Annotated in this window: 17 protein-coding genes, 1 tRNA gene and 2 pseudogenes; 11 read left to right on the top strand and 9 right to left on the bottom strand. The window is 73.3% G+C overall.

The window, feature by feature from the left end; all coding sequences use genetic code 11:
* The first annotated feature begins 31 nt into the window (after positions 1 to 31).
* Both ACIPXB_RS27560 and ACIPXB_RS27555 read left to right on the top strand, forming a co-directional pair.
* Positions 32 to 1966: a hypothetical protein gene (locus ACIPXB_RS27560; protein ID WP_401454102.1), complete on the top strand. Its 1935-nt coding sequence runs from the start codon at positions 32 to 34 to the stop codon at positions 1964 to 1966.
* 545 nt (positions 1967 to 2511) lie between these two features.
* Positions 2512 to 4011 (top strand): S1 RNA-binding domain-containing protein, encoded by a 1500-nt coding sequence (locus ACIPXB_RS27555; protein WP_401454101.1) that lies wholly within the window; start codon positions 2512 to 2514, stop codon positions 4009 to 4011.
* A 9-nt stretch (positions 4012 to 4020) separates the two neighbouring features.
* Here the strand turns inward: ACIPXB_RS27555 and ACIPXB_RS27550 are convergent, their stop codons facing one another.
* From ACIPXB_RS27550 to ACIPXB_RS27540, 3 genes and pseudogenes are all read right to left on the bottom strand, one after another.
* Positions 4021 to 4734, bottom strand: coding sequence for a 3'-5' exonuclease (locus tag ACIPXB_RS27550; RefSeq protein WP_401454100.1), 714 nt, complete (start codon positions 4732 to 4734; stop codon positions 4021 to 4023).
* Between the two features lie 86 nt (positions 4735 to 4820).
* Positions 4821 to 5129 (bottom strand): annotated as a pseudogene (locus ACIPXB_RS27545) (exonuclease domain-containing protein); the annotation flags it as partial.
* A 90-nt stretch (positions 5130 to 5219) separates the two neighbouring features.
* A complete protein-coding gene (locus ACIPXB_RS27540; protein WP_401454098.1) occupies positions 5220 to 6485 on the bottom strand; it encodes an SAV2148 family HEPN domain-containing protein in 1266 nt (421 codons plus the stop codon).
* Between the two features lie 262 nt (positions 6486 to 6747).
* Between ACIPXB_RS27540 and glgX the strand changes: the two genes are divergently transcribed.
* Positions 6748 to 8862: a glycogen debranching protein GlgX gene (glgX, locus tag ACIPXB_RS27535; RefSeq protein ID WP_401454097.1), complete on the top strand. Its 2115-nt coding sequence runs from the start codon at positions 6748 to 6750 to the stop codon at positions 8860 to 8862.
* On the opposite strand, the gene ACIPXB_RS27530 is transcribed toward glgX, so the two are convergent.
* Entirely contained in the window at positions 8847 to 10130 is a 1284-nt protein-coding gene (locus tag ACIPXB_RS27530) for an MFS transporter (protein WP_401454096.1), read from the bottom strand. The two genes, glgX and ACIPXB_RS27530, sit on opposite strands and share 16 nt — an antisense overlap.
* 82 nt (positions 10131 to 10212) lie before the next feature.
* On the opposite strand from ACIPXB_RS27530, the gene treY reads away from it, so the two are divergent.
* From treY to ACIPXB_RS27515, 3 genes and pseudogenes are all read left to right on the top strand, one after another.
* A complete protein-coding gene (gene treY / locus ACIPXB_RS27525; protein ID WP_401454095.1) occupies positions 10213 to 12534 on the top strand; it encodes a malto-oligosyltrehalose synthase in 2322 nt (773 codons plus the stop codon).
* Between the two features lie 241 nt (positions 12535 to 12775).
* A pseudogene (locus tag ACIPXB_RS27520) lies at positions 12776 to 12938 on the top strand (dihydrolipoyl dehydrogenase); the annotation flags it as partial.
* A gap of 87 nt (positions 12939 to 13025) precedes the next feature.
* Entirely contained in the window at positions 13026 to 14444 is a 1419-nt protein-coding gene (locus ACIPXB_RS27515; protein WP_401454094.1) for a M14 family zinc carboxypeptidase, read from the top strand.
* Here ACIPXB_RS27515 and ACIPXB_RS27510 read toward each other — a convergent pair.
* Positions 14422 to 14949, bottom strand: coding sequence for a GNAT family N-acetyltransferase (locus tag ACIPXB_RS27510; RefSeq protein ID WP_401454093.1), 528 nt, complete (start codon positions 14947 to 14949; stop codon positions 14422 to 14424). The genes ACIPXB_RS27515 and ACIPXB_RS27510 overlap by 23 nt on opposite strands.
* A gap of 59 nt (positions 14950 to 15008) precedes the next feature.
* A complete protein-coding gene (locus ACIPXB_RS27505) occupies positions 15009 to 15563 on the bottom strand; it encodes an FHA domain-containing protein (protein ID WP_401454092.1) in 555 nt (184 codons plus the stop codon).
* A gap of 110 nt (positions 15564 to 15673) precedes the next feature.
* Here ACIPXB_RS27505 and treZ point away from each other — a divergent pair, with 110 nt between their 5' ends.
* A complete protein-coding gene (treZ, locus tag ACIPXB_RS27500; protein WP_401454091.1) occupies positions 15674 to 17431 on the top strand; it encodes a malto-oligosyltrehalose trehalohydrolase in 1758 nt (585 codons plus the stop codon).
* A gap of 168 nt (positions 17432 to 17599) precedes the next feature.
* On the opposite strand, the gene ACIPXB_RS27495 is transcribed toward treZ, so the two are convergent.
* The 3 genes from ACIPXB_RS27495 to ACIPXB_RS27485 form a co-directional block, all read right to left on the bottom strand.
* The gene (locus tag ACIPXB_RS27495; protein ID WP_401454090.1) at positions 17600 to 18505 is read right to left on the bottom strand and encodes a hypothetical protein; all 906 of its coding nucleotides are present in this window, start codon (positions 18503 to 18505) and stop codon (positions 17600 to 17602) included.
* Entirely contained in the window at positions 18502 to 19083 is a 582-nt protein-coding gene (locus tag ACIPXB_RS27490; RefSeq protein ID WP_401454089.1) for a SigE family RNA polymerase sigma factor, read from the bottom strand. The genes ACIPXB_RS27495 and ACIPXB_RS27490 overlap by 4 nt, the downstream gene beginning before the upstream one ends.
* A gap of 176 nt (positions 19084 to 19259) precedes the next feature.
* Positions 19260 to 20132, bottom strand: a complete 873-nt coding sequence (locus ACIPXB_RS27485) for a LysR family transcriptional regulator (RefSeq protein WP_401454088.1) — start codon at positions 20130 to 20132, stop codon at positions 19260 to 19262.
* 625 nt (positions 20133 to 20757) lie between these two features.
* Here ACIPXB_RS27485 and ACIPXB_RS27480 point away from each other — a divergent pair.
* The 4 genes from ACIPXB_RS27480 (at position 20758) to ACIPXB_RS27465 (ending at position 23579) form a co-directional block, all read left to right on the top strand.
* Positions 20758 to 21525, top strand: coding sequence for a hypothetical protein (locus tag ACIPXB_RS27480; RefSeq protein ID WP_401454087.1), 768 nt, complete (start codon positions 20758 to 20760; stop codon positions 21523 to 21525).
* Between the two features lie 50 nt (positions 21526 to 21575).
* Positions 21576 to 21648: transfer RNA gene (locus ACIPXB_RS27475), tRNA-His, on the top strand.
* Positions 21649 to 21768: 120 nt separating this feature from the next.
* Complete coding sequence (locus ACIPXB_RS27470) at positions 21769 to 22905, top strand: sensor histidine kinase (protein ID WP_401454086.1); 1137 nt, start codon at positions 21769 to 21771, stop codon at positions 22903 to 22905.
* Positions 22902 to 23579 carry a response regulator gene (locus ACIPXB_RS27465; RefSeq protein WP_401454085.1) on the top strand — a complete coding sequence of 226 codons (678 nt, stop codon included), beginning with the start codon at positions 22902 to 22904 and terminating at the stop codon, positions 23577 to 23579. Before ACIPXB_RS27470 ends, ACIPXB_RS27465 begins: the two co-directional genes overlap by 4 nt.
* Positions 23580 to 23645 lie beyond the last annotated feature (66 nt).

Genomic DNA, 23645 nt, shown 5'->3' with positions numbered 1-23645 from the left:
CGGACGCCCTCTCACCGCTGATCCATCCCTCATGCCGCGATTCGGAGACCGCGTCTGGAATCTCGCGGTCGCCGGGCATGCCGGAAACCGCTACGCAAGCGAGTTCTTCATCGACTTCGAGTCACTCAGCGATGTCACACGGCGCGAGGCGGCGCGCGAGTTCCTGTTCTGGAGACTCAACACCCGCCCCGTTCGCGGTCCCCTTCCGTCCATCTCGACAGTGTCGGCTGAATGGTGGAACCTGCGGTGTTTCCTCCGATTCCTCGACTCCGAACACGACGGGCTTCGCCTGGACGCCGTGACGCAGCCGGTTCTCGATTCCTACCTGGTTCACTGCCGGGCCGAGGAACTGATGCACAGCGGCATGCGTCACCGTCTCCAGGTCATCCCACGCCTCCACCTCGCGGCAGAGGCCATGCCGACGGACGCACTGGCGACCAATCCCTGGAACGGCCGCCCCCTCACACGCATCATCGGCGTCCCTGTCGTGAGCAAGCACGAGAACCAAACGCCCCGAATCCCGCCCCAGGTCATCGCCCCGCTGGTGCAAGCGGCCCTGTTCTACGTCCGCACCGCGGCATCGGACATCATCAACGCACGTGCGGAGCTGATGGAACTGCAAGCCAACGTCCATGAGATCCAGGGGCAGTCACTCGCCCGCCTGGACCGCTACCTCGACGGCCTCGCAACCGACGGGCGAGGTGTCCCGGTGCTGGATGGTGCCGGTCTCCAACCTCACCTGGCCGGTTCACCCGCCTACACGTACATCATGCGCAAGTCGGGAGCAGGACGAGGGGTCGCCAGCGGCTCCTACGCCAACCACATCGTGAGCGCACTGGAGCGGCTCGGGCCCGAGCCCGGCGGCATGGACACACCCATCACTCCACATCCGCAGACCGGGCGGCCGTGGCGGGACAGGTTCAGCCCTCCCGCCGTTTCCCATGAGGAGCGGCTCCTGCGGGCCGCCTGCTACATCCTCATCGCCTACCTGTCCGGTATGCGGGACTCCGAAGTCAAAGAACTCCGGGACGGCTGCCACTTCACCGAGCGGAGCGCAGACGGTGTCGTCGTCAGGCACAAGGTGCGCTCCCAACTCATCAAGGGTGGGCGAGGCGCACCGGAAAGCTGGGTCGTCATCGAGCCCGTCGCGCAAGCCATCGACGTCCTGCAACGCCTGCCCCACCGTGACCTGCTGTTCTGCCGCCCAGTAACAGGACGACCGCACTCGACGATCTCTGCCAACCGCATGAATGACAACCTCAACGAGTTCCTGGCTCACTGCGCCGACATCGGATTTCCGGTGCCCGATGTCGATGGAGAACCGTGGAACCTTACGACCCGCCAGTTCCGCAGGACCGTGGCCTGGCACATCGCACACCGCCCGTTCGGCACCGTGGCCGGGATGATTCAGTACAAGCATCTCTCCGTGGGCATGTTCGAGGGGTACGCGGGTACTTCCTCTTCTGGCTTTCGCGCGGAGGTGGCTGCTGAGGAAGCCCTGGCCCGCTTGGCCGACGTCGTGGAGCGCTACGAGGATTTCAAGGCAGGCGTACGCTCGGCCTCCCCGGGCGGGCCCCGGACGGACAACGAGTTCGCACGGGTACAGCAAGAGCTCCAAGATTTCCCAGGCAGGGTCGTCGATGAGCGACGCCTGCACTCCATGCTCAAGGCCTCCGCACGCACCCTGCACATCGGAACGCTCAACGACTGCTACTACCAGCCCGAGACCGCTTTGTGCCGTACGCCGAGCGGCGAGGACCGACCTCTGCTCAACAGCTGCCGCCCCGATCGCTGCGGCAACTCGACCATCACGACCCGGCATCGCAGCGGGTGGGAAGCGGCACGCGGAGATACCGAGCGCGCGCTGGCCTTTGTCGGCCTCTCCGATCTCCAGCGAACGGCTCTGCGAGGGCACCTCAACGACGTCACCAAAGTGATCGAGGGTATCGACCGTGCCAACGACTGACCCACCCGAAACAGCCCTCCGAGCGGCCTCTGAACGCCTACTCCGAGGAGAGCCCACCCGTAGCGACGGTTCTCTGACCGTCGCCTCACTCGCCGTTGAAGCCGGCGTCAGCAGAGCCAGCGCCTACCGCTACCCGCATGTTCTGGCAGAATTCCGAAACCTCGTAGCCGATCGAGAAGAAGCAGCCACGCCCTCAGCGTCCCTCCGGCAGGAGGTCCAGGCCCTGAAGGGTGCCGAGCGCCGACTCCGCCAAGAGCATGCGCGCGAGGTCCGGGAGCTGCGTTCCTCGATCAACGTCCTCGCACAGCAGGTTCAGCTCCTCACACTGGAGAACCAGCGTCTCTCCAAGGCAGCTGAGCGAAGCGATCGCGTCACTCGTATCGATCGCCGCTGATCGATACGACTGAGCGGCACGGTATCCCGCTTGCAGAAGGTGATCCCACTGGCCATCCTCAAGGCGGCGATGCGCCGGCCCATCCCGCCCTACGCTCCCGATCACGAGATCGACTGCTGAGCGAGCATCGTCAACAACCACGGGGAGCAACGTGCCGTCTTTCGTCTACCGGATCACCAAGTACGACCCTGCCGACCGCGACGAGCACGGCAGCTATATCGGCGCTGAGGACTCGACCAGCGACCACGGACCCGTCGAGGCTGCCTATCTGGAAGCAATTGCCGCCTTCGCCGAGGACACCGGCATCGACCACCTGGTCATTCGCGAGCCGGGGATCTCCGGCCTTGCCCACTTCGGCCTGGAGCCGGCGGTCGACGGCCACGGCCTTGCCGGGCTCTTCCCACCCGACCTCAGCGGGTTCCACGACGGTGCAGAGGTGCCCGTCTCCCTCGGCCTGGAGCTGGTCAGGGGCATGCTCCGCGACAACGGTGCCTGGTGCCGTCTGGCGGTGGAGGACAAGTTCGACGTACAGGTCGGTTGGGACCAGTACGTCTACATCAGCAGCGACAAGGCCTGCGAGCGCGCCGGTGCCCACACCCGTGCTCTCGGTCTCTTCCCGGAGCAGCTGGAGGCCTCGCCCTACGACACGGACTTCGATGAGCCCGGCGTGCAGCGGCCCGCCGACGAGGACTTCTGGAGCCGTCTGCGCTGGTCCGTCGCCATGCGGCAGGCAGCGATACTGGAGGAGGGCTACCTCCACAATGCCTCCCGCTGGCACCGCCTCACCGAAGACACACTCGATGCGGTACGCGCCCGACTCACCCCGCGTGCCCAGTTGACCGTCTGGCCTGACCTGTCCACCGATGTCAACGCGGTCCTCGCCTCGCTTCCCAACGAGGGTCCGGTGGAGTTCGTATGGGAGGACGAGAACGGGGCGCTCTCCAGCACGATGGTCGACGAGTCCGACTACAAGGAACTGGCCGCCCGGGTGGCAGGCGCCCGTGCCGCCACGGCCCTGTCTTTGACCCTCGACGAACGCCACCCGCTGTTTACCGCGGTCCTGCCCGACAGCGACGGCGTCTTGCGCGCCCGCTGGAGGACCGATCCTACGCCGAGTGACCGGAACTGGGCCCTTCTGAAGACTCTCCACCGCGGGCAGATCTGCACCGGCACGGTCACGGAGATCGCCGGCTTCGGTGTGACCTTTGTGGACATCGGCGGCTTCATCGCGATGATCAACATTCCCGAGCTTTCCTGGCGGCGCTTCGAACACCCCTCTGACATCGTCACTGTCGGCCAGGAAATCTCGGCCGAGATCCTCGACGTCGACTTGGTGCGCGAGCGTGTGTCGCTGTCCCTGAAGGCACTGCAAGAGGACCCGATGCCGCAGTTCGTACAGCAGGTCGGCCAGACGGTGACCGGCGTCGTGACCAAGCTCGTACCGTTCGGCGTCTTCGTCCGCATCGAAGACAGAGAGGACGGCCTCGAAGGTCTGGTGCACGTCACCGAGCTGGCCGAGGGACACGTGGTTCGGCCCGAGGACGTGGTTCAGGTCGGAGACACTCTTACGGTGAAAATCGTGGAGGTCGACCTTCCACGGCATCGGATCACTCTCTCCCACCTGCAGGCTCTCGCGCCCGGAGAGAGCTGACCGGCGCGGTCATCCCCTCCGGGGAATGAGCGGCCAGGCCGGCTCGACGACTGTCGTCGGATCCGCGGTACGCCGCAGATAGGCCTGCAACGAGACCGACTGTTCAGCTGCCGCGCGCACCTGAAGGTCATGCAGATCCGCCAATGGCATCAGGCCCACGGGCCCGTACCTCTCACCCATGCGTCGCACCACGCGGGCGGCGGCCACGGCATCGGCCCTCGCATTATGCGCGTCGTCGAGCGACACCCCGTAGTGAGCACACAGCGCGTGAAGGGCCCGCTTACCCTTCCGGTACTTGTCGATGTGCTTGTCGATCACCAGCGGATCGATGACGGGCGAAGGCGCGCTTCCCAACCGCTCGCTGATCGACTCGATCTCGAAGCGCCGACACTCACGGTCCAGCAGCGACAAGTCGTAGCGTGCGTTCATCACCACCAGAGGCGTCCCCGAGCGCAGCCCCTCGGCGACGGCCTGCGCGATCTCCTCGATGGCCGAAGCGGCCGGTACCCCGTGCTCGCGGGCGTATTCCGTCGAGATGCCATGGATCGCCGACGCCTGCTCGGGTATGGCTACCCCGGGATTCAGCAACCAGGTTCGCTCGGCCGAGACGGCCCCGGCCGAATCCAGGCGCACGACCGCCGCCGTCACAATGCGGTCGGTTTCGACGTCGGTGCCCGTGGTCTCCAGGTCAAAGGCCACCAATGGACCACTGATCCAGCTCATCACGCGGCCACCATTCCGGCGTGGGCTGCCGGCTGGCGCCGCGCTTCGCCATGAGACACCTGAGACGTGACTGGCGTGCGGGGATAAAACGCCGCGTTGTACGCGACGACCACCGCCCCCTGCCGCCAGCACGCGACCAGCGCCGCCGCGACCTCGTCCGCGACCTCCCGCGCCGGCCGGCCCTGCGCGACCGCTCGCTCGGTCGAGATCCCGTGGATCGCCGACGCCTGCTCCGGGATCGCCACGCCCGGGTCCGCGAGCCAGCCGCGCCGCTCGCCCACCACGCCGTCCCGTACCTCGACCACCGCGGCCGTCACGATCCGCGACCGCGCCGGCTCCGTGCCGGTCGTCTCCAGGTCGAATCCGACCAGCACTCCCCGGTGCCACTCCCCCATGGCGTGCCCCTCCCCCGCTTCTTTCGGTCAACGGCTTTCAGCCTGCCACGGGCCACTGACACCCCGGTCGCCCCGCACGGCAAGCGCGCCTCAGGACACCGGCCGGGAGTCCTCCCACACCGACTCGAACTCCTCCCGGTACGTCGTGAACAGCCCGTGGTCCGCGTCCCGCGGCACCCCGCGACCGCCCCCGCGCAGCACCAGGACCGGCGCCTCCATGCCCCGCGCCCGCCGCAGGTAGGACTGGACGACGGCGATCCCCGAGTTCTCCCCCTCCACCAGGTAGGCGGTGAAACGCGGCGTCTCGTCGAAGACGTGGATCGCGAACCCCGACGGGTCCCGCAGTCCGGCGCGGACCCGCCGTACGTGCAGGATGTTCATCTCCACCGAGCGGCTCAGCTCGCCCTTGCGCAGGCCCAGCTCCCGCTCGCGCCGCTTGACCGCGCTGCTGGCCGGGTTCAGGAACAGCAGCCGTACCCGGCAGCCGGCCTCGGTGAGCCGCACGAGTCTTCGGCCCGAGTAGTTCTGCACCAGCAGGTTGAGGCCTATGCCGATCGCGTCCAGCCGGCGCGCGCCCCCGAAGAGGTCCTCGGCCGGCAGCTGCCGCTGCAGGCGCACCCGGTCGGGGTGCACGGAGATGACGTCCGCGTAGCGGTCGCCCACCAGGTCCTCGACCGCGTCGATGGGCAGCCGGTCCGCGCCGGGGCTGCCCGCACCGCCGCCGAGCACCTCCAGCAGCCGCGCCGAGGCCCGCTCCGCCTGGGAGAGCACGGCCTGCGACAGGGCGCGGTTGCGCGAGACGACGTTGCGCGTGACCTCCAGCTCGTCCAGGGCCAGCTCGATCTCGCGCCGGTCGTCGAAGTACGGCTCGAAGCAGGGCCAGTGCTGGACCATCAGCTCCCGCAGCTGCGGGAGCGTCAGGAAGCTGAGCACGTTGTCGTCGGCCGGATCCAGCAGGTAGCCCTTGCGGCGGCTGACCTCGCGCACCGCGACCGCCCGCTGCACCCACTCCTGCCCGGCGGGGCCCGCGGCCGCGACCACCCAGTCGTCCTCGCCGTGCACCGGCTCGTAGATCGGGCGCAGCACCGCGCCGACGACCGCCCGCAGCCGCTGTTCGATGAGATTCAGCCAGATGTACGCACGGCCCGCGCGCTGGGCGCGGGTGCGGACCTCGGTCCACGCGTCCGCACCCCAGTCCAGCTCGGCCCCGGTCCGTATCGTCCCGGCCGGCTCCGGACCCGCCAGGGACACCGCTCCGGCGGCGACCCCGCCGGAGCCGCCGCCCGGTGCCTGCTCCGCCGGGCCGCCCTCGTGACCGCCGTCACCAGGGGGCAGCTCCAGACCTCCCGAGCTCACCCGTGCACCGCCTTCCGCTACCCCTCCAGTGATCAAGGAAGGGTACTCCGCGTACGCGGCCCGATGCAGCCGGATGGTCCCTACACCGGCCGTCCGTTGACCCGATCATGCGATGCGCGCATCGTCGGCCGACCTGACTGTCAGGTCTACGGGGTCACCCGGTAGGCCCAGCCCAAGTCCCCACGCGCCGCCCCTCTTTCGGGGAAGATCTGGAGCGGACGTAAGTGACCCATGCCGGATCGGGAGTGGAAGAGTCGCAGCTATGCAGGTCTGGCCGGGACAGGCGTACCCCCTCGGCGCCACGTACGACGGCGCCGGCACCAACTTCGCGGTCTATTCGGAGGCCGCCAGACGCATCGAGCTGTGCCTGTTGCACGACGACGGCTCGGAGACCGCCGTCGAACTGCGCGAGACGGACGCGTTCGTGCGGCACGCGTACCTGCCGGGCGTCATGCCCGGTCAGCGGTACGGCTTCCGGGTGCACGGCCCGTACGAGCCGGAACGCGGCCGGCGGTGCAATGCCGCCAAGCTGCTGCTGGATCCGTACGCCCGTGCGATCAGCGGGTCCATCGCGTGGGGGGAGGAGGTGTACGGCTATCACTTCGGCCGCCCGGACTCGCGCAACGACCTGGACTCGGCGCCGCGCACGATGAGTTCGGTCGTGGTCAATCCGTACTTCGACTGGGCCAACGACCGGCCGCCGCGCACCGAGTACCACCACACGGTGCTGTACGAGGCCCATGTGAAGGGCCTGACCATGCGCCACCCGGACCTGCCGGAGGAGCTGCGCGGGACGTACGCCGCGCTCGCGCACCCCGCGGTGATCGGGCACCTGACCAAGCTCGGGGTCACGGCGCTGGAGCTGATGCCGGTCCATCAGTTCGTCAACGACCACCGGCTGGTGGACGACGGGCTGAGCAACTACTGGGGCTACAACACCATCGGCTTCTTCGCCCCGCACAACCGCTACGCCTCGGGCGATCGCGGGCAGCAGGTGCTGGAGTTCAAGTCGGCGGTCCGCGCGCTGCACGAGGCGGGGATCGAGGTGATCCTCGACGTGGTCTACAACCACACCGCCGAGGGCAACCACCTCGGGCCGACGCTGTCCTTCCGGGGGCTGGACAACGCCTCGTACTACCGGCTGGCGGAGGACCCGCGCTACTACACGGACACCACCGGCACCGGGAACTCGCTGCTGATGCGGTCCCCGCACGTGCTCCAGCTGATCATGGACTCGCTGCGCTACTGGGTCACCGAGATGCACGTCGACGGCTTCCGCTTCGACCTGGCGGCCACGCTGGCGCGGCAGTTCCACGAGGTGGACCGGCTGTCGTCGTTCTTCGACCTGGTGCAGCAGGATCCGGTGGTCAGCCAGGTGAAGCTGATCGCCGAGCCCTGGGACCTGGGCGAGGGCGGCTACCAGGTGGGCAACTTCCCGCCGCTGTGGACCGAGTGGAACGGAAAGTACCGCGACACCGTACGGGACCTGTGGCGGGGCCAGCCGCGCACGCTCGCGGAGTTCGCGGGGCGCCTGACCGGCTCCTCCGACCTCTACCAGGACGACGGACGGCGGCCGCTGGCCTCCATCAACTTCACCACCTGCCACGACGGTTTCACGCTGCACGACCTGGTCTCGTACAACGAGAAGCACAACGAGGCCAACCGGGAGGGCAACCGGGACGGCGAGAGCCACAACCGGTCCTGGAACTGCGGGGTGGAGGGTCCGACCGAGGATCCCGAGGTGCTGGAGCTGCGGGCCCGCCAGATGCGCAACTTCACGGCCACGCTGATGCTGTCGCAGGGTGTGCCGATGCTCAGCCACGGCGACGAGTTCGGCCGCAGCCAGGGCGGCAACAACAACGCCTACTGCCAGGACAACGAACTGTCGTGGGTGGAGTGGCCCGATCCCGGCAAACCGCCGCCGGTGCTGCTGGAGTTCACCCGTCAGATGGTGTGGCTGCGCCGCAACCACCCGGTGTTCCGGCGCCGCCGGTTCTTCCACGGCCGGCCGGTGGAGGGCACCCACGACGAGCTCTCCGACATCGCCTGGTTCACCCCGCACGGGGAGGAGATGCGGGCCCGCGACTGGCAGGCGCAGAACACCCGTGCGCTGGCGGTGTTCCTCAACGGCGAGGCGATCTCCGAGCCGGGCCGGCGCGGGGAGCGGCTCACCGACGACTCGTTCCTGCTGATGTTCAACGCGAGCCCCGATCCGCAGGACTTCACCCTGCCGGCCGGGCACGGCGCGCAGTGGCGGGTGGTCGTGGACACCGCGCGGGCGGAAGTACTGGCACCCGGTACCGGGCCGCAGTACGCGGCCGGGGACCGGGTGGCGTTGACAGGACGGAGTCTGGTGGTGCTTCAGCGGCCGGCGTAGGCCGCCGCGTCACCCGGGAGAGCGGGGGTGCGGATCGGCGCGCCCGCCGGGACCGCGGGGCTGTGGGTCCGGGTCGCGGGCACCCGGGTGGCCAGCGCGATCGTCAGGCAGGCCGCGGCCGCGCCGACCGCGACCGCGAAGGCCCCGGCCGGCCCGTACCACTCGGCGAGCCGCCCGGACACGGCCAGCGCGGCCGCCTGGCCCGCCACCAGCGAGCTGGCGGCGAAGGCCATCGACTCGGCGAGCCGGGCCGGGGCCACCACCCGCTCGGTGAGCGCGAACGCGGTGATCAGGTGAGGTGCGTACGCCGCGCCGAGGACGGTGACGACGGCGTACAGGCTCCACAGGCTGTCGGCGAACAGCAGCGGGACCGACAGCACCAGGGCGGCGCAGGTCGCCGCCCGCCAGCGCAGGCAGAGCCCGTAGCGGGCGGGCAGCGCGCCGAGGGCCAGGCCCACGCCGGCACTGGCCACGCCCATGGCGGCGTAGACGACACCCGCCTGTCCCGGCGCGCCCGACCGGGCGGTGAGCGCGGCGATTCCGGCCTGGCAGGCGCCGAACATGGCGCCCTGCAGGGCGAGCGAGCCGCGGACTGCGTACACGACCCCGTGCCGGCGGCCGCGGCGCGGCTTCCCGGCCCGCGCGGGGGGCTGCCCGGCCGTGACGGTGGCGGTCGGGTGCAGGGCGTACGCGGCTCCGAAGCAGGCGACCAGGGCGGCGGCTCCGCCCAGGGCGACGGCGGGGTGCGCGACGAGCGCGGCGAGGCCGACCAGGGCCGGGCCTATGACGAACGAGACCTCGTCCAGGGTGCCTTCGAGCGAGTGCACGGCCGCGACCACGCCCTCGTCGGCCTTCGTGCGGTGGGCGAGGGCCACGGAGCGGGCCCGGGCCAGCGGCCCGATCAGCGGTACGGAGGCGCCGGTGACGGCACCCAGCGCGGCGAGCGGGACCGTGCCGAGGCCCGCGAGGGCCCCGGTGACCAGGGCGCCGGTGGCGAGGGCGTTCACGGCGGCGGCGGCGAGGACGACGGGCCGCTGCCCGCGGCGGTCGGCGAGGCGGCCGAGGAGGGGGCCGCACACCACCTGCCCGGCGGAGAGGGTGCCGCCCACGATGCCGGCGGCCGCCAGGGATCCGCTGGTCTGCGCGACCAGCAGCACGCTGCCGAACTGGGACATCGCCACGGGGAGTCGGGCGAGGAAGGAGACGAGCGGGAGAAGGGGCCCGGTGAGGGCGATGACTTTGCGATAGGTGTCGACGGTTCCGGCCACTCGAGGAACGCTAACGCGGCGCAGTCACCCGGATGCACTGGGCAATGGCACGGAAATCGTCAGGCTGGGTACGTACGTTCTCATGACCCAGCAGTACTCGAGCACCCGTCGGGGCCGCGTACGCCCCGCCGCCACCTACCGCCTGCAACTGCGCCCGGAGTTCCCCTTCGCGGCGGCCGCGGCAGCCGTACCGTACCTGGCCGCGCTCGGCGTGTCCCACCTGCACCTGTCGCCGGTGCTGGAAGCGGTCCCCGGCTCGGCGCACGGCTACGACGTGGTCGACCACACCCGGGTGCGGGAGGAGCTCGGCGGGGAGGAGGGCCTGCGCACGCTCGCGGCGCGGGCGCGGCGGCACGGGCTGGGGCTGGTGCTGGACATCGTCCCGAACCACATGGCGGTCCCGGCGCCGCTGCGGCTCAACGGGCCGCTGTGGGAGGTGCTGCGCGCCGGGCCGCAGTCGCCGTACGCGCGCTGGTTCGACATCGACTGGCCGGCGGGCGGGGGCCAGGTGCTGCTGCCGGTGCTGGAGCGGCCGCTGGAGGGGTGCGGGCCGGTGGTGGCGGACGGCGCGGTGCTGCGCGTCGGCGACCACGAGTTCCCGCTGCGGGAGGGGACTGCGGGGCTGGCGCTGCCGGAGCTGCTGGCGGCGCAGTTCTACCGGCCGGCGTGCTGGCGCGAGGCCCGGACGTCGCTCAACTACCGCCGGTTCTTCACCATTTCGGAACTGATCGGGGTCCGTGTGGAGGATCCGGAGGTGTTCGCGGCCACCCACGCCAAGGTGCTGGAGCTGGTCCGGGACGGGGTGGCCGCGGGACTGCGCATCGACCACGTGGACGGGCTGGCCGACCCGGAGGGCTATCTGCGGCGGCTGCGCGCGGAGGTGGGGGACGACTGCTGGGTGGTGGTCGAGAAGATCCTGGCCCGGGACGAGCGGCTGCCGGCCTCGTGGGCGGCGGCGGTCGCGGGCACCACGGGCTACGACGCGCTGCACCGGCTGGACGGGGTGTTCCTGGACCCGGCGGGGGTGGTGGAACTGGCGCGGGCGTACGCGGAGTTCACCGGCCTGCCGGGGTGGGAGGCGACCGAGCGGGAGTGCGCGCGGGAGGTCCTGACGGTTGACCTGGCGGCGGAGCTGGCGACGCTGGAACGGATGGCGGGGGCCGGCCCGTACCACGATGTCCCCGAACTGTCCTCGGCGATCAGGGAATTACTCATCTCCTATCCCGTCTACCGGCCCTATCCGGGTGCGGCGGCACTGCCGGAGGCGGCCCTGGTGGGGGCCCGGAAGCGGGCGCCGGCGCCGGCGGTGGACGCCGTGGCGGAGCTGGTGCTGCGCGACGCGGCGTTCGGCGCCCGGTTCGCCCAGACGTCGGCGGCGCTGCGCGCCAAGTCCCTGGAGGACCGGGCGTTCTACCGGTTCGCGCCGCTGCTGTCGGCCACGGAGGTGGGCGGCGAGCCGGGGAGCCCGGCGGTGTCGGTGGCGGAGTTCCACGCGTACGGCGCGCGCACGGCCGCGCACTGGCCGGACGCGGGCACGGTGCTGTCGACGCACGACACCAAGCGCAGTGCGGACGTGCGCGCCCGGATCGCGGCGCTGAGCGAGGACCCGGCGGCGATGGGCCGCCCCGACGGCCGTGACCCCCAGCTGGCCTGGGTGGCCCGGCAGACCTCGCTGGGCCTGGGTCCGGCCCCGGACCGTGAGGAGCGGCTGGCGGCGGCCCTGCTGAAGGCGGCCCGGGAGGCGGGGCTGCGCACGAGCTGGACGGAGGCCGACGAGGCGTACGAGGCGGGCATCGCGGAGCACGTCCCGGCCGGGTGGGAGCTGCCGGCCGGGCTGGAGGCGGCCGCCCGCGCCAATGTGCTGGGCATGACCGCGCTGCACCTGACCGTGCCGGGCGTGCCGGAGGTCTACCAGGACTGCGAGGCCGGCTACCGGGCCCTGGTCGACCCCGACAACCGGCGCCCGGCCCGCTTCCACCGCGAGGCGCTGGCGCGGCTCGACGCGGGCACGCGGCCGTCGGGCCTCTCGGAGGAGAAGCTGGCCCTGACGGCGGCACTGCTGCGGCTGCGGCGCGACCGGCCGGAGCTGTTCACCGGGTACGCCGCCCTGCGCCCCGCGGGTCCGGCGGCGGACCACCTGGTGGCGTACGGCCGCGGGCCGGGCCTGGTGGTGGCGGTGACCCGGCTCTCGCACCGCCTGCGGGCGGCGGGCGGCTGGCGCACCACGACCCTGGAACTCCCCCCGGGCACCTGGCTCCCCCTCCTGCCGGGGGCGGCCGGGGCTGCGGAACCGGGACCGGCGTACCGGGGCACGGTGCCGGTGGCCCGGCTGCTGCGGGACACCCCGGTGGCGGTCCTCACCTCGCCCCCCGCCGACGGAACGCGGGACGCGCCGCCGACATGACCGGCGCGCGGGCGGCCGGCTGGGGGGCGGACGCGAGGGGCGGCTGGCAGCGGGCGGGCGGGGGGCGGGCGGTGGCCGGTCGGGCGGGCCGGGGGCGGGCGGTGGCCGGTCAGGCGGGCCGGACCGTTCGGTCAGGACGGGCTCAGGAGGCGGACGAACTCCCGGGCGGATCCGCTCGGTTCCACCCGGGAGAACACGGCCGGCTCCCGGCGCCACGGCGGGTCCACCGACAGCTGGACGCGGTCCTCGCGTGTCCGAGATGATCGCCGAGAGCCAGCTGATCGTGGGATGGGACGCCGAACCGGGGGGACGTCGCACGGCACGTCCACGCCCACCCGACGCTGTCCGAGGCCGTCGGGGAGGCGTTTCCTGAGACCGGCGGGGCGGGGCTCCACCAGCAGTAGTGCGGATCCGGCCCCATCGCGTGGCCCGCACAGCAGTACATCGGCCGCCCGGCGGGCACAGCATCCCTTGTGACCCTCATCCGTGACATGTGTTACCCCACACCGCATGAACTCGCCCTGGCCGGACGCGCACTGGCCGACGAACATCCCGGACTGGTCCGGCTCCGCCAGGCCGGCACCTCCCGGGGCGGGCGGCCGCTGTGGCTGCTGTCCGTGGCCGGCCGGCCGACGGGCAACGGCAACGGCCGGGCGGGCGGCGGACAGGCGGGCGGCGGCGGCGGCCGGCGCAACGTACTGGTCGTCGCCGGGGCCCACGCCAACGAGCCCGTCGGCGGCGCCACCGCGCTCTCCGTCGCCCGCCGGGTCATCCACGATCCGGCCCCGCGCGCCGGGTGCGGCTGGCATTTCCTGCTGTGCGCCGATCCGGACGGCGCGGCCCTGCACCGCACCCCCCGCCCGTACTCGCTGCTCGACTACCACCGCAACTTCTACCGGCCACCGGGCCCCGAACAGCCCGAGTGGGCCCCGTCTTTACTGCCTCCCGACCGGCTCCCGCCCGAGACCCTGACCCTGACCGCGCTGATCGACGAGCTCCGGCCGCTGCTCCAGGTCTCCCTGCACGGGACGGACCTCGGGGGCAGCTGGGTCCAGCTGACCCGCGGCATACCGGGGCTCGCCGAGCCGTTCGCCAAGTCCGCCGCCGAGCTGCGCATCCCTGTGGAGACCGGGGCCTCGGACGCGGCCGGCTGGCCCTCGCCCGGTCCCGGCATCTTCGTGATGCCGCAGCCCGGTACGGACGCCTCCGGCGTCTTCCACCCGGAGGACACCCGGCTGAGCACCTGGTACCACGCCCATGCCTACGACGGGACGACCGCGATCGTCGAGGCCCCCATGTGGGCCAGCGACCTGGTGGACGACCCCGCTCCGCACCCCGACCCCCGGCAGGCCCTGCGCGTCCTGGCCCGCCGGCTCACCGAGGACGCCGCGCAGGTGACCCGGGTCCTCGACGCGGCCCGGCCCGACCTGCCCGCCCATGACGAGGCCCTGGCCGCCCCGCTGCTGCGGGCGGTGGACTGGACGCTGGCCCTGATCCCCAAGATCACGGAGGCGTGGGCGGGGGGCGCGGCGCCGGCCGAGGCGACCGCGGCGTACATCGGGAGCATCGACGCCTTCGCGCGGCGGCTGGCGCTGCGGGCCGCCGCGATGCTGCTGCGGGTGCTGCGCTCGGTCGGGCACGGCGCGGCCGCGGAGCTGGACCGGCTGGTCACGGGCTGGTGCGAGGCCTTCGCGGCCCGGTTCCAGGCGCGCTGGGTTCCGGTGGCCACCCAGGTGGAACACCAGTCCCGGACGGTCCTGGCGGCGTACGCCCGGCTGGCCGCGGCGCACGCCGCCCGCGGCGTCGGCGCCGGCGTCGGGACCGCCATCGGGAACGGTGCCGGGACCGGCGTCGGGACCGGCGTCGTTCCGGTGGCCGCTCCCGCCGTCAGACCGGCGGCCGGTCCGTAGCGGCGGCGGGGGCAGGGGCGGCGGCCGCGGCCTCGGCCGGTACGGCCAGTCCGTACCGGCGCTTGGGCATGCCCACCGCGCCGGACCGGTCGTAGAAGCGGATCGCGCCCTCGTTCCACTCCGGGGTCTGCCACTGGACCTGCTCCATGCCCAGCGTACGGGCGAGCTCGGCGACCGCGTCCAGCAGCGCGGCGCCCAGGCCGTGCCCGCGCGCGTTCTCGGCGAGGTAGAGGCAGTCCATGTGCAGGAAGTACGCGGCGTCCCAGAACGCGAACTCCGGGGAGCAGGCGGCGTATCCGGCCACCGGGCCGGCCGGGTCGTCCGGATCCTGCGCGACCAGCACCCACAGCCTGGCGTCCGGCGCGAACAGCTGGGGGCCGAGCCGCTCGGCCAGGCCGGGCGGGCGGGGCGCCGCCTTCTCGTAGGCGGCGTGTTCGTGGACGAGCTCGACGAGCCGCGGCAGGTCCTCGGGGCGCGCGGGGCGCACCATCGGCATATCGGTCATGAACATCCGTTCGACAGGAGGTGGATCGCCGGACGCCGTCGGGCGGCCCGTGCCGGCGCTCAGTTCGCGGACAGCCGGTAGTTGACGCGGCCGAAGCCCACCTGATCCCCGTCGCGCACGACCGTGGCCCCGGTCACCCGGCGGCCGTTGACCGTGGTGCCGTTGGTCGAGCCGAGGTCGCGCAACACCCACAGGCCGTCCCGCAGGCTCAGTTCGGCGTGCATCCGGGAGACCGTCTCGTGGGTCAGCCGCAGCCCGTTGCCGGGGTCGCGGCCGATCCGCAGGGTCTCCGCGCCGAGCTGGGGCAGCAGCAGCCGGGGGAGCTTCTCGGCGTGCCAGGCACGGCGGACGCCGACGCTGACGGCCGAGGCCCTGCCGACCCAGGCGAACAGCCGCTTGACCCAGGGACTCTCGGGGGTGTCCAGGTCGGCGGTGAGCACCGCGAGGTCCTCGGAACGGCGGGCGACCAGGGCGAGTTCCATCCGGCGCAGGAAGGTGTCGTGCGAAAGCCGGCCCTGCGCCGCTCCTTCCCTGAGCAGGCCCAGGGCCCGGTCGCGCTCGGCATCGGTGAGCCGCGGCGCGGGGTAGGCGGGAAACTCGAAACTGGACGTCACAGGGTGATTGTCGGCCCGTCCTGCCCAGAGTGTCCAGAACTCCCCGGCCGCGCCCGGGATGATGGGCTCGGCAAGGCCGCAGGGCACCGTGGGCTACGAGGGGAACGTCCGTGCAGTTCGAGGTGTGGGCACCGCAGGCGGGACAGGTCGGGTTGCGGCTGGACGACGGCACGCACGCCATGGCGCGCGACCCGGAACGCGAGGGCTGGTGGGTGGTGTCGGCCCCGGCCACCGACGGGGACCGGTACGGCTTCCTGCTGGACGACGACCCGGCCGTACGGCCCGACCCGCGCGGGCGGCGGCTGCCCGACGGACCGGACGGGCTCTCGGCGGTGGTCGACGTCGAGGCCCTCGCGCCGGATCCGGAACGCCAGGCCCCTCCGCCGCGCACCCCGTTGCAGGACGCGATCCTGTACGAGCTGCACATCGGCACCTTCACCTCCGAGGGCACCTTCGACGCGGCCGCCGCCCGGCTGCCGCACCTGGCGGCCCTGGGCATCACCCATGTCGAACTGATGCCGGTCTGCTCCTTCCCCGGCCGGCACGGCTGGGGCTACGACGGGGTGGCGCCCTGGTCCGTGCACGAACCCTACGGCGGACCCGCCGGGCTCGCGCGCTTCGTGGAGGCCGCGCACACGCACGGCCTGGGCGTGGTGCTGGACGTGGTCCACAACCATCTGGGTCCCTCGGGCAACCACCTCCAAGCCTTCGGGCCGTACTTCACCGACACCCACCACACCCCGTGGGGCGCGGCCGTCAACCTCGACGCACCCGGCTCCGACGAGGTCCGCGCCTACTTCCTCGGCAGCGCCCTGGCCTGGCTGCGCGACCACCGGATCGACGGACTGCGCCTGGACGCCGTGCACGCGCTCGCCGACGGCCGGGCGCTGACCTTCCTCGAGGAGCTGGCGGCGGCCGTGGACGACCTGGCGGCCGAGCTCGGCCGTCCGCTGTTCCTGATCGCCGAGTCCGACCAGTGCGACCCCCGGACCACCGCGCCGCGCGCGGCCGGCGGCCTCGGCCTGCACGCCCAGTGGAACGACGACTTCCACCACGCCGTGCACTGCGCGACGACCGGCGAGTCCCAGGGCTACTACGCCGACTTCGCCCAGGAACCGCTCGCCGCCCTGGCCAAGACCATGAACCGGGTCTTCTTCCACGACGGCATCTGGTCATCCTTCCGCGGCCGCACCCACGGCCGCCCGGTGGACCGCCGCCACACCCCCGCGCACCGCTTCCTCGGCTACGCCCAGACCCACGACCAGGTCGGCAACCGTGCCCTCGGCGACCGCCTCTCCGCCTCCCTCTCCCCCGGCCTGCTGGCGTGCGCCGCCACCCTGACCCTGACCGGTCCCTTCGTGCCGATGCTGTTCATGGGCGAGGAGTGGGGCGCGCTCACCCCCTGGCAGTACTTCACCGACCACCCCGATCCGGCACTGGGCGAGGCCGTACGCACCGGCCGCCGCCGGGAGTTCGCCGCCCACGGCTGGCACGCCGAGGACATCCCGGACCCTCAGGACCCGGCCACCCGGGAACGCTCCTGCCTGGACTGGTCGGAGCCGGAGAAGGCGCCCCACGCCCGACTGCTGGACTGGTACCGCACGCTGATCACCCTGCGTCGCACCCACCCGGACCTGCGCGACCCGGACCTGGCCGCCGTCCGCGTCGCCTTCGACGAGGAACGCCGCTGGCTGACCTTCCGCCGGGGTGACGTCCGCGTGGTCGTCAACCTGTCCCCCGACCCGACGACGATCGCCCTGGGCCGCAACGGCGTCCGGGTCCTGGCCGCCTGGGAGCCGTTGGAACATCCCGGCCCCGACGGGCGCATCCACGTCCCCGGCGAGTCGGCGGTGGTCCTGGCCCCGTAGGCCCGTCGCACGGCCGGCCGTTCGACGCCGGCCGGCCGTTCGACGCCGGCCGGCCGTGCGGCGCGGCGGCCGTACGGCGCGGCGGCCGTACGGCGCGGCGGCCGTACGGCGCGGCGGCCGTACGGCGCGGCGGCCCGGGAGACCCCTGTACCCCCGGGCCGCCGCGAGTCAGGGGGCGTCCTGCGGGTGGGCAGGGTCCTCGGCGGAGTCATATATGAGCGTGCCCAAGGAGTCGTACCCCTTGATCCGCGGCGGGCGGTCGTCCTTGCGGTCGATGACCCCCGACGCCGCGTATCTGCCGTCCTCCACCCCGGCCTCCACGGTCTTCCCTCCGTAGGTGACGGTCACCTTGACGACACTGCGGTCCACGGTGCCGAAATCCCCCCACCGGTACGGCAGTTTCCAGGGCGCACCCTTGGGCACCGCCTGGCGCCACAGCTTGGCGGCGTTGGCGTCCTCCACCACCAGCGGGCTCTGCGCGGCGCGCGGCGCCCCGTGGCTCCCGGCGAAGCCGGCCACCCTCCCGCCGACGATCCGGCACATCATGGTCATCTCCGGAGCACTGTCCTTGACCGCCACGACCCAGTGGCCGTCGTCCGCCGCGGCATCGCCCGCCACCCGGTGGGCGAGGAGTATCCGCAACTCGTCCAGCCGGGCCCGCGGCCAGTCGTCGCCGGACACATGGCCCTCGTCCACGTAGCGCAGGCACTCGCCCAGCCAGTCCGAGGCCTGCTGGTACGTCACGTCCACCAGCTGATTGGCCGAGGCCGGCAGCTTGGGCCCATGGGTCACCGAGGCGCTGGCCGTGGGCGTGGCCGGAGCCATCGCCACATACCGCGCCGGGCCCCCGCCCTCGTCGGTCATCACGGTCAGCGCCACCGCGGGCACGGCCGCCAGCGCCGCCAGCCCGACCAGGGCGGCCGCCGTCACCGCCAGCTGCTTGCGGCGCTCGTGCCGGCCCTGGACGACGATCTCCGGGAACGGCGCCGGACCGGGCCGGACCTCCTGCGCGTCCTCGGCCAGCATCTCCCTCAGCCGCCGCTCCAGAACGGATTCCTGCTCCTGCTCGATCATGAGGTCGCTCCTTGCATTCCGCGCGCACCGCGCAGACGGCGCATGCCGCCGGCACGCACGGGTTCATCGACGATCTGGGCCAGGCCGGGGCAGGCCCGTAACTTGGCCAGGGCCTTGGACGCCTGGCTCTTGACCGTCCCCGGGGAGCAGCCCAGCGCCTCGGCGACCTCCGCCTCGGAGAGGTCCTCCCAATACCGCAGGACCACCACCGCCCGCTGCCGGGCCGGCAGCCCGGCCAGCGCCGTCATCAGCGCGTTGCGCTCGTCCGCCCACGCCACCGCGGGATCGGGCGAGGCGTGGGTGTCCGGCGGGACGGCAGTGAGCCGCTCCGTGACCCTGCGCTTGCGGAACCGGTCGCTGTTGCAGCTCACCAGCATGCGCCGGACGTACGCCTCCGGATGGTCGGTGCGGCAGACTCGCCGCCACGACCGGTAGGCCTTGGCCAGGGCTGTCTGGGCAAGGTCCTCCGCATCGTGCGGATCGCCGGTCAGCAGGTACGCCGTACGCACCAGATGGGACCACCTCGCCCTGACGAACGCCTGGAACTCGGCCTCGTCCTCTTGGTCTTGCGTCTGCATCTCACACCCCCTCGCCCTCCAGAACCACCACTCACCACGATTCGGTTGCCCGCGGACGGGACAGAGTCCGGACGGAGCCCCGGGGCGGCCCGCGGGCCGGCTTGCGAGCCCTCCCGCGGGCGGGCGTCACTCCACCACGGCGCGCCGTGACGGCGTACCCGTCCGGGCGGCGCGCATCACTCCCGCGCCGTGAGCCGCCGCACGAGACCGGCCGCCGCGCCGGCCGGGGTGCCGGGCGTGAGCAGTTCCGTACGGTGCACCAGGCGCGGCTCGGACAGCGGTACGGCGACCCCCGCGCCGGCGGTCCGCGCGACCCGGAGCGGAAGCAGGACCAGCCCGTGCCCGGCGGCGGCGAGCGTGCACAGGGCGCGGGTGTCGGTGCCGTCGTAGCGCAGGGCGGGGGCCGGGGCGGGACCGGGGACGCCGAGCGCCGCGCGTACGGCGGCGACCGGGATCCCGGCGTCGGGGGCGTCGAGCCAGCGGGCGTCGACGAGGTCCCCGAGGCGCACGGCGGCGCGGCGGGCGAGGGGGTGGCCGACCGGGAACAACACGGCGAGCTCCTCCTCGTCGACGCCGGCGACGGTGAGCGGGGCGACGTCCGGGAGCCGCAGCGGGTCGCTGGGCGCGGCGAGTCCGTCGACGAGCCCGAGGTCGCAGTCCCCGGCGGCGACGGCGGCGGAGACCTCCGCACGGGCGACGACGCGCAGGGTGACGCCGGTGGCGGGCAACGCGGCGAGCAGGCGGGGGCCGACGGCGAGCGGTGCGGCGGCGAGGGTGACGTGGGCGGCGGGCGCGGTGACGAACCGTGCGACGTCGGCGCGGGCCGCGTCGAGGCGCAGCAGGAGGGGGCCGGCGTGTTCGAGGAGGCGGGCGCCGACGGGGGTCGGGGCGACGGGACGGCGGGTGAGGAGCTCGGCGCGGAGGTCGCCCTCGAGGGTGGCGATGTGCTGGGAGACGGCGGACTGGGTGTAGCCGAGGGAGCGGGCGGCGGCGGAGAAGGAGCCGAGGCGGGCGACGGCGACGAAGCTGCGCAGGAGGTGCGGATCCATGCCGCCCAGCATGCCGCCGCCGACCCCCCGCCCGGCACCGCCCACCACCCCGGGCTCCGCCGGGACCGCGCCTCCGCCACGGGGCTTCGGCCCCGGGCCCCGGCCTCGGCGGCATGGGCCCGGGCCCCCGGGTGCCGGGGTGCGGGCCGGGGCCGGAATGCGGGCCGGGTCCCGGAATGCGGGCCGGGTCCCGGAATGCGGGCCGGGTCCCGGAATGCGGGGTGCGCGGGCCGCGCCCGGCCACAGGACCTGAGCCTGGATCCGCAGGGCCGCTGCCGCGCGGGGCCTCTTCCCCGGGCCGAGCCCGGGTCCGTAGGGCGGAGTGCGAGCCCGGAGTGCGCGGTGCGGGGTGCGGCCCGCCACGCCCCGCCACACGACCCGACCCTGGATCCACAGGGCCGCTGCCGCGCAGGGCCTCTTCCCCCGGGCCGCCCTTCTTCCCCGGCCATCGCTGGGAGGTGCCCCCTGGAACCAGGGCCGGCCCCGGCGCCCGCGCCTCGATCGCCGACGAGACGGCGGGACAGCGGATGGCCGGACGGCGGACCTGGCGGTATCAGGGCGGCTTATCGGGGGGTCAGGAACCGTCGTTGGCCAGGGTGCGGGCGGCGGGGTCACCATAAACGGCATGGCCACCGCGACACTCGCCCTCGTCGGCGACCGTTCTCCCCATGTCACCTCTCACCGCCGCGTCCCCGCGCTGCTCGACGCCCTCGCCCGGCGCGATGGCCTCGTCCTCGACGCCTACTGGATCCCCACGCCCGACGCCGCGACCGAGTCCTTCGCCGGGTTCGACGCCGTCTGGGTGCTGCCCGGGAGTCCGTACGCGAGCGAAGCCGGCGCCGTCGCCGCCGTGCGGGCCGCACGGGAGGGCGGGATTCCGTTCCTCGGCACCTGCGGCGGTTTCCAGCACGCGCTGCTCGAGTACGCCCGTAACGTCTGCGGCCTCGCCGGGGCCGGTCACGCCGAGAACGATCCCGATGCCGAGGACCCCCTGATCGCCCCGCTCGCCTGTTCGCTGGTCGGGCACGAGGGCGTCGTACGGACCGAGCCCGGTTCGCTCGCCGAGGCCGTGCTCGGCGCCGAGCGGTCCACCGAGCGCTACCACTGCGCCTACGGGCCCGCGCCCCGCCACCTGCCCGCCCTCGCCGCGCACGGCCTGCGGCTGTCCGGGCACGACGAGGACGGCCAGGTCCGCGTCGTCGAGCTGCCCGGCCACCCCTTCTTCCTCGCCACGCTCTTCCAGCCCGAGCTGCGCGGGGCCGACGGCGACGGCGACGGCGACGGCGGCCGGCCGCATCCCGTCGTACGGGGCTTCGCCGCGGCCGCCGTCGAGCACGCCCGCTCCGCCGTGCGGCCCTCCGCCGGACAGCGCGGCGCGGGAGCGCCCCGCTGATCGGCTATGCTGTGCGTGCACATCGAACGGGCGGTCCGCCGCCCTTCGTGGTGGGTGTAGCTCAGTTGGTAGAGCACCTGGTTGTGGTCCAGGTGGCCGCGGGTTCGAGTCCCGTCACTCACCCTGTGATCCCGTGGGGGGTACGAGGTTTTCCTCGTACCCCCCACGGGCTTTTTCGTCCCCCGTGCCCGTGCCCGTGCCCGTTCCCCCATCCCCACCCCCACCCCCACCCCCAGGATTGCGATGCGGCGACCCGTCCCCACCCCGGCCGGCCTGCTCCTCGCGGGCCTCTGCGCCGCCCTGTGGGCCGTGGACTGGGCGACCGTCGCCGACCCCCGTGCCTGGGTGGTCCTGGCCGCCGGTCCTGTCGTCGCCGGCGTGGCCCTGCTGCCCTGCGGCCCTCCTGAACGGCGGGGCGTGGTCGCCGCCGTGCTCTCGCTCGCCGTCACCGCCGCGCTGCTGCTGCCCAGCCGGGGCACCGGCGGCAGTTGGGGCCTGCTGGAGTCCGGGGCCCTGCTGGTGCTGCTGGCCCACGCCGCCCGGCACACCGCCCCGCGCCGCGTCGTGCCGTTGTGCGTACTGCTCTGGATCGCCGCCGCGGGCGCGCCGCTGCGCATGCCCAGCGACCGCGCGGCCGAGACCGCCGCCTTCGCCCTGACCCTGCTGGCCGGGGCGGCCGCCGGCCTCGGCGGCTACCTGCGGATCCTCGATGCCCGCCGGGCCCGCGCCATCGCCGCCGTGCGCGAGCACGAACGCCACGAACTCGCCCGTGACCTGCACGATTTCGTCGCGCACCACGTCACCGGCATCGTGGTGCAGGCGCAGGCCGCGCAGGCCATCCGCGCCACCGCCCCCGAACGCCTCGAGCCGCTGCTGCGCTCCATCGAGCAGGCCGGCGCCGAGACCCTCGACTCGATGCGCCGGCTGGTCCGGGTGCTGCGCGAGCAGGACAGCGGGTCCGTCCGGCCGCAGGACCTGATCGCCGAGCTGGGCCGGCTGGTCGCCGACCGGCCCGGCGCGGTGCTGGAGCTGGCGGAGGGGGTGCGCACCGGCGTACGGCTGGCGCCGGAGGTGGAGACCTCGGTGCACCGGCTGGTCCAGGAAGCGCTGACGAACGTGACGCGGCACGCCCCGGGGTCACCCGTCACACGGGTGAGCCTGAGCACCGACGGTGAGCGGCTGACCGTCGAGGTGGTCAACGACGCCGGTCCCGGACGCGGCCAGGGCCCGCCGGGCGGACGGGGCGGGCTGGGCCTGATCGGGCTGCGCGAGCGGGTCGAGGCGGTCGACGGGACGCTCTCCGCCGGGCCGCTCCCGGCCGGGGGCTGGCGGGTGACCGGCGTCTTCCCGTTGCTCGGCCTGGCAGGATCGAGGCCATGAGCAGCAGCGAGATCCGGGTCCTGATCGCCGACGACCAGGAGATGGTCCGCACCGGCTTCGCGCTGATCCTCGGCGCCCAGCCGGGCATCGAGGTGGTCGGCGAGGCGGCGGACGGCGCGGAGTGCGTCGAGCTGGCGCGCCGGCTGCGGCCGGACGTCTGCCTGGTCGACGTACGCATGCCCCGGCTGGACGGGCTGGAGGTGACCCGGGCGCTCGCGGGTCCGGGGGTCGCCGACCCGCTGCGGGTGGTGATCGTCACCACCTTCGACATGGACGACTACCTCTACGGGGCGCTGCGCGGCGGTGCCAGCGGGTTCCTGCTGAAGGACGCGGGACCCGGGCTGCTGGTGGAGGCGGTACGGGCGGCCGCGCGCGGGGACGCGCTGGTCTCCCCCGCCGTCACGGTACGGCTGCTGGAACGGCTCCGTGCCGCGCCCGGCCATCCGGGCCCGGCGCCGGGGACGGGCGCCGGCGGGGAGCCGCCGGTGTCGGGGCGCGAGCTGGAGGTCGTACGGCTGGTCGCGCGCGGCCGGACCAACCAGGAGATCGCCGACGAGCTCTTCATCTCGCTGTCCACGGTCAAGACGCACCTGGTGTCGGTGCAGGCGAAGCTGAGCCTGCGCAACCGGGTCGAGATCGCCGCCTGGGCGTGGGAGACCGGCGCGGTCGGCTGAGCACGGCGGGGCCGCCGGGCCGCGGGGCGCGGGGCGCGGGCGGGCGGCGGGCAGACGGCCGGGGCG

The sequence above is a fragment of the Streptomyces sp. NPDC090022 genome (genome assembly GCF_044748145.1).
GTDB lineage: Bacteria > Actinomycetota > Actinomycetes > Streptomycetales > Streptomycetaceae > Streptomyces.
The sequence above is the reverse complement of the archived record's forward strand: the minus strand, read 5'-3'. Positions and strand labels throughout refer to the sequence as shown.

Bases quoted from the DNA above. Each gene is read 5' to 3' on its own strand.
- ACIPXB_RS27480 (WP_401454087.1), top strand. From the start codon at position 20,758: ATGGCCACCGCGACACTCGCCCTCGTCGGCGACCGTTCTCCCCATGTC.
- treY (WP_401454095.1), top strand. From the start codon at position 10,213: ATGACCCAGCAGTACTCGAGCACCCGTCGGGGCCGCGTACGCCCCGCC.
- ACIPXB_RS27510 (WP_401454093.1), bottom strand. From the start codon at position 14,949: ATGACCGATATGCCGATGGTGCGCCCCGCGCGCCCCGAGGACCTGCCG.
- glgX (WP_401454097.1), top strand. From the start codon at position 6,748: ATGCAGGTCTGGCCGGGACAGGCGTACCCCCTCGGCGCCACGTACGAC.
- ACIPXB_RS27495 (WP_401454090.1), bottom strand. From the start codon at position 18,505: ATGATCGAGCAGGAGCAGGAATCCGTTCTGGAGCGGCGGCTGAGGGAG.
- ACIPXB_RS27465 (WP_401454085.1), top strand. From the start codon at position 22,902: ATGAGCAGCAGCGAGATCCGGGTCCTGATCGCCGACGACCAGGAGATG.
- ACIPXB_RS27490 (WP_401454089.1), bottom strand. From the start codon at position 19,083: ATGCAGACGCAAGACCAAGAGGACGAGGCCGAGTTCCAGGCGTTCGTC.
- ACIPXB_RS27515 (WP_401454094.1), top strand. From the start codon at position 13,026: ATGTGTTACCCCACACCGCATGAACTCGCCCTGGCCGGACGCGCACTG.
- ACIPXB_RS27485 (WP_401454088.1), bottom strand. From the start codon at position 20,132: ATGGATCCGCACCTCCTGCGCAGCTTCGTCGCCGTCGCCCGCCTCGGC.
- ACIPXB_RS27550 (WP_401454100.1), bottom strand. From the start codon at position 4,734: ATGAGCTGGATCAGTGGTCCATTGGTGGCCTTTGACCTGGAGACCACG.
- ACIPXB_RS27560 (WP_401454102.1), top strand. From the start codon at position 32: ATGCCGCGATTCGGAGACCGCGTCTGGAATCTCGCGGTCGCCGGGCAT.
- ACIPXB_RS27470 (WP_401454086.1), top strand. From the start codon at position 21,769: ATGCGGCGACCCGTCCCCACCCCGGCCGGCCTGCTCCTCGCGGGCCTC.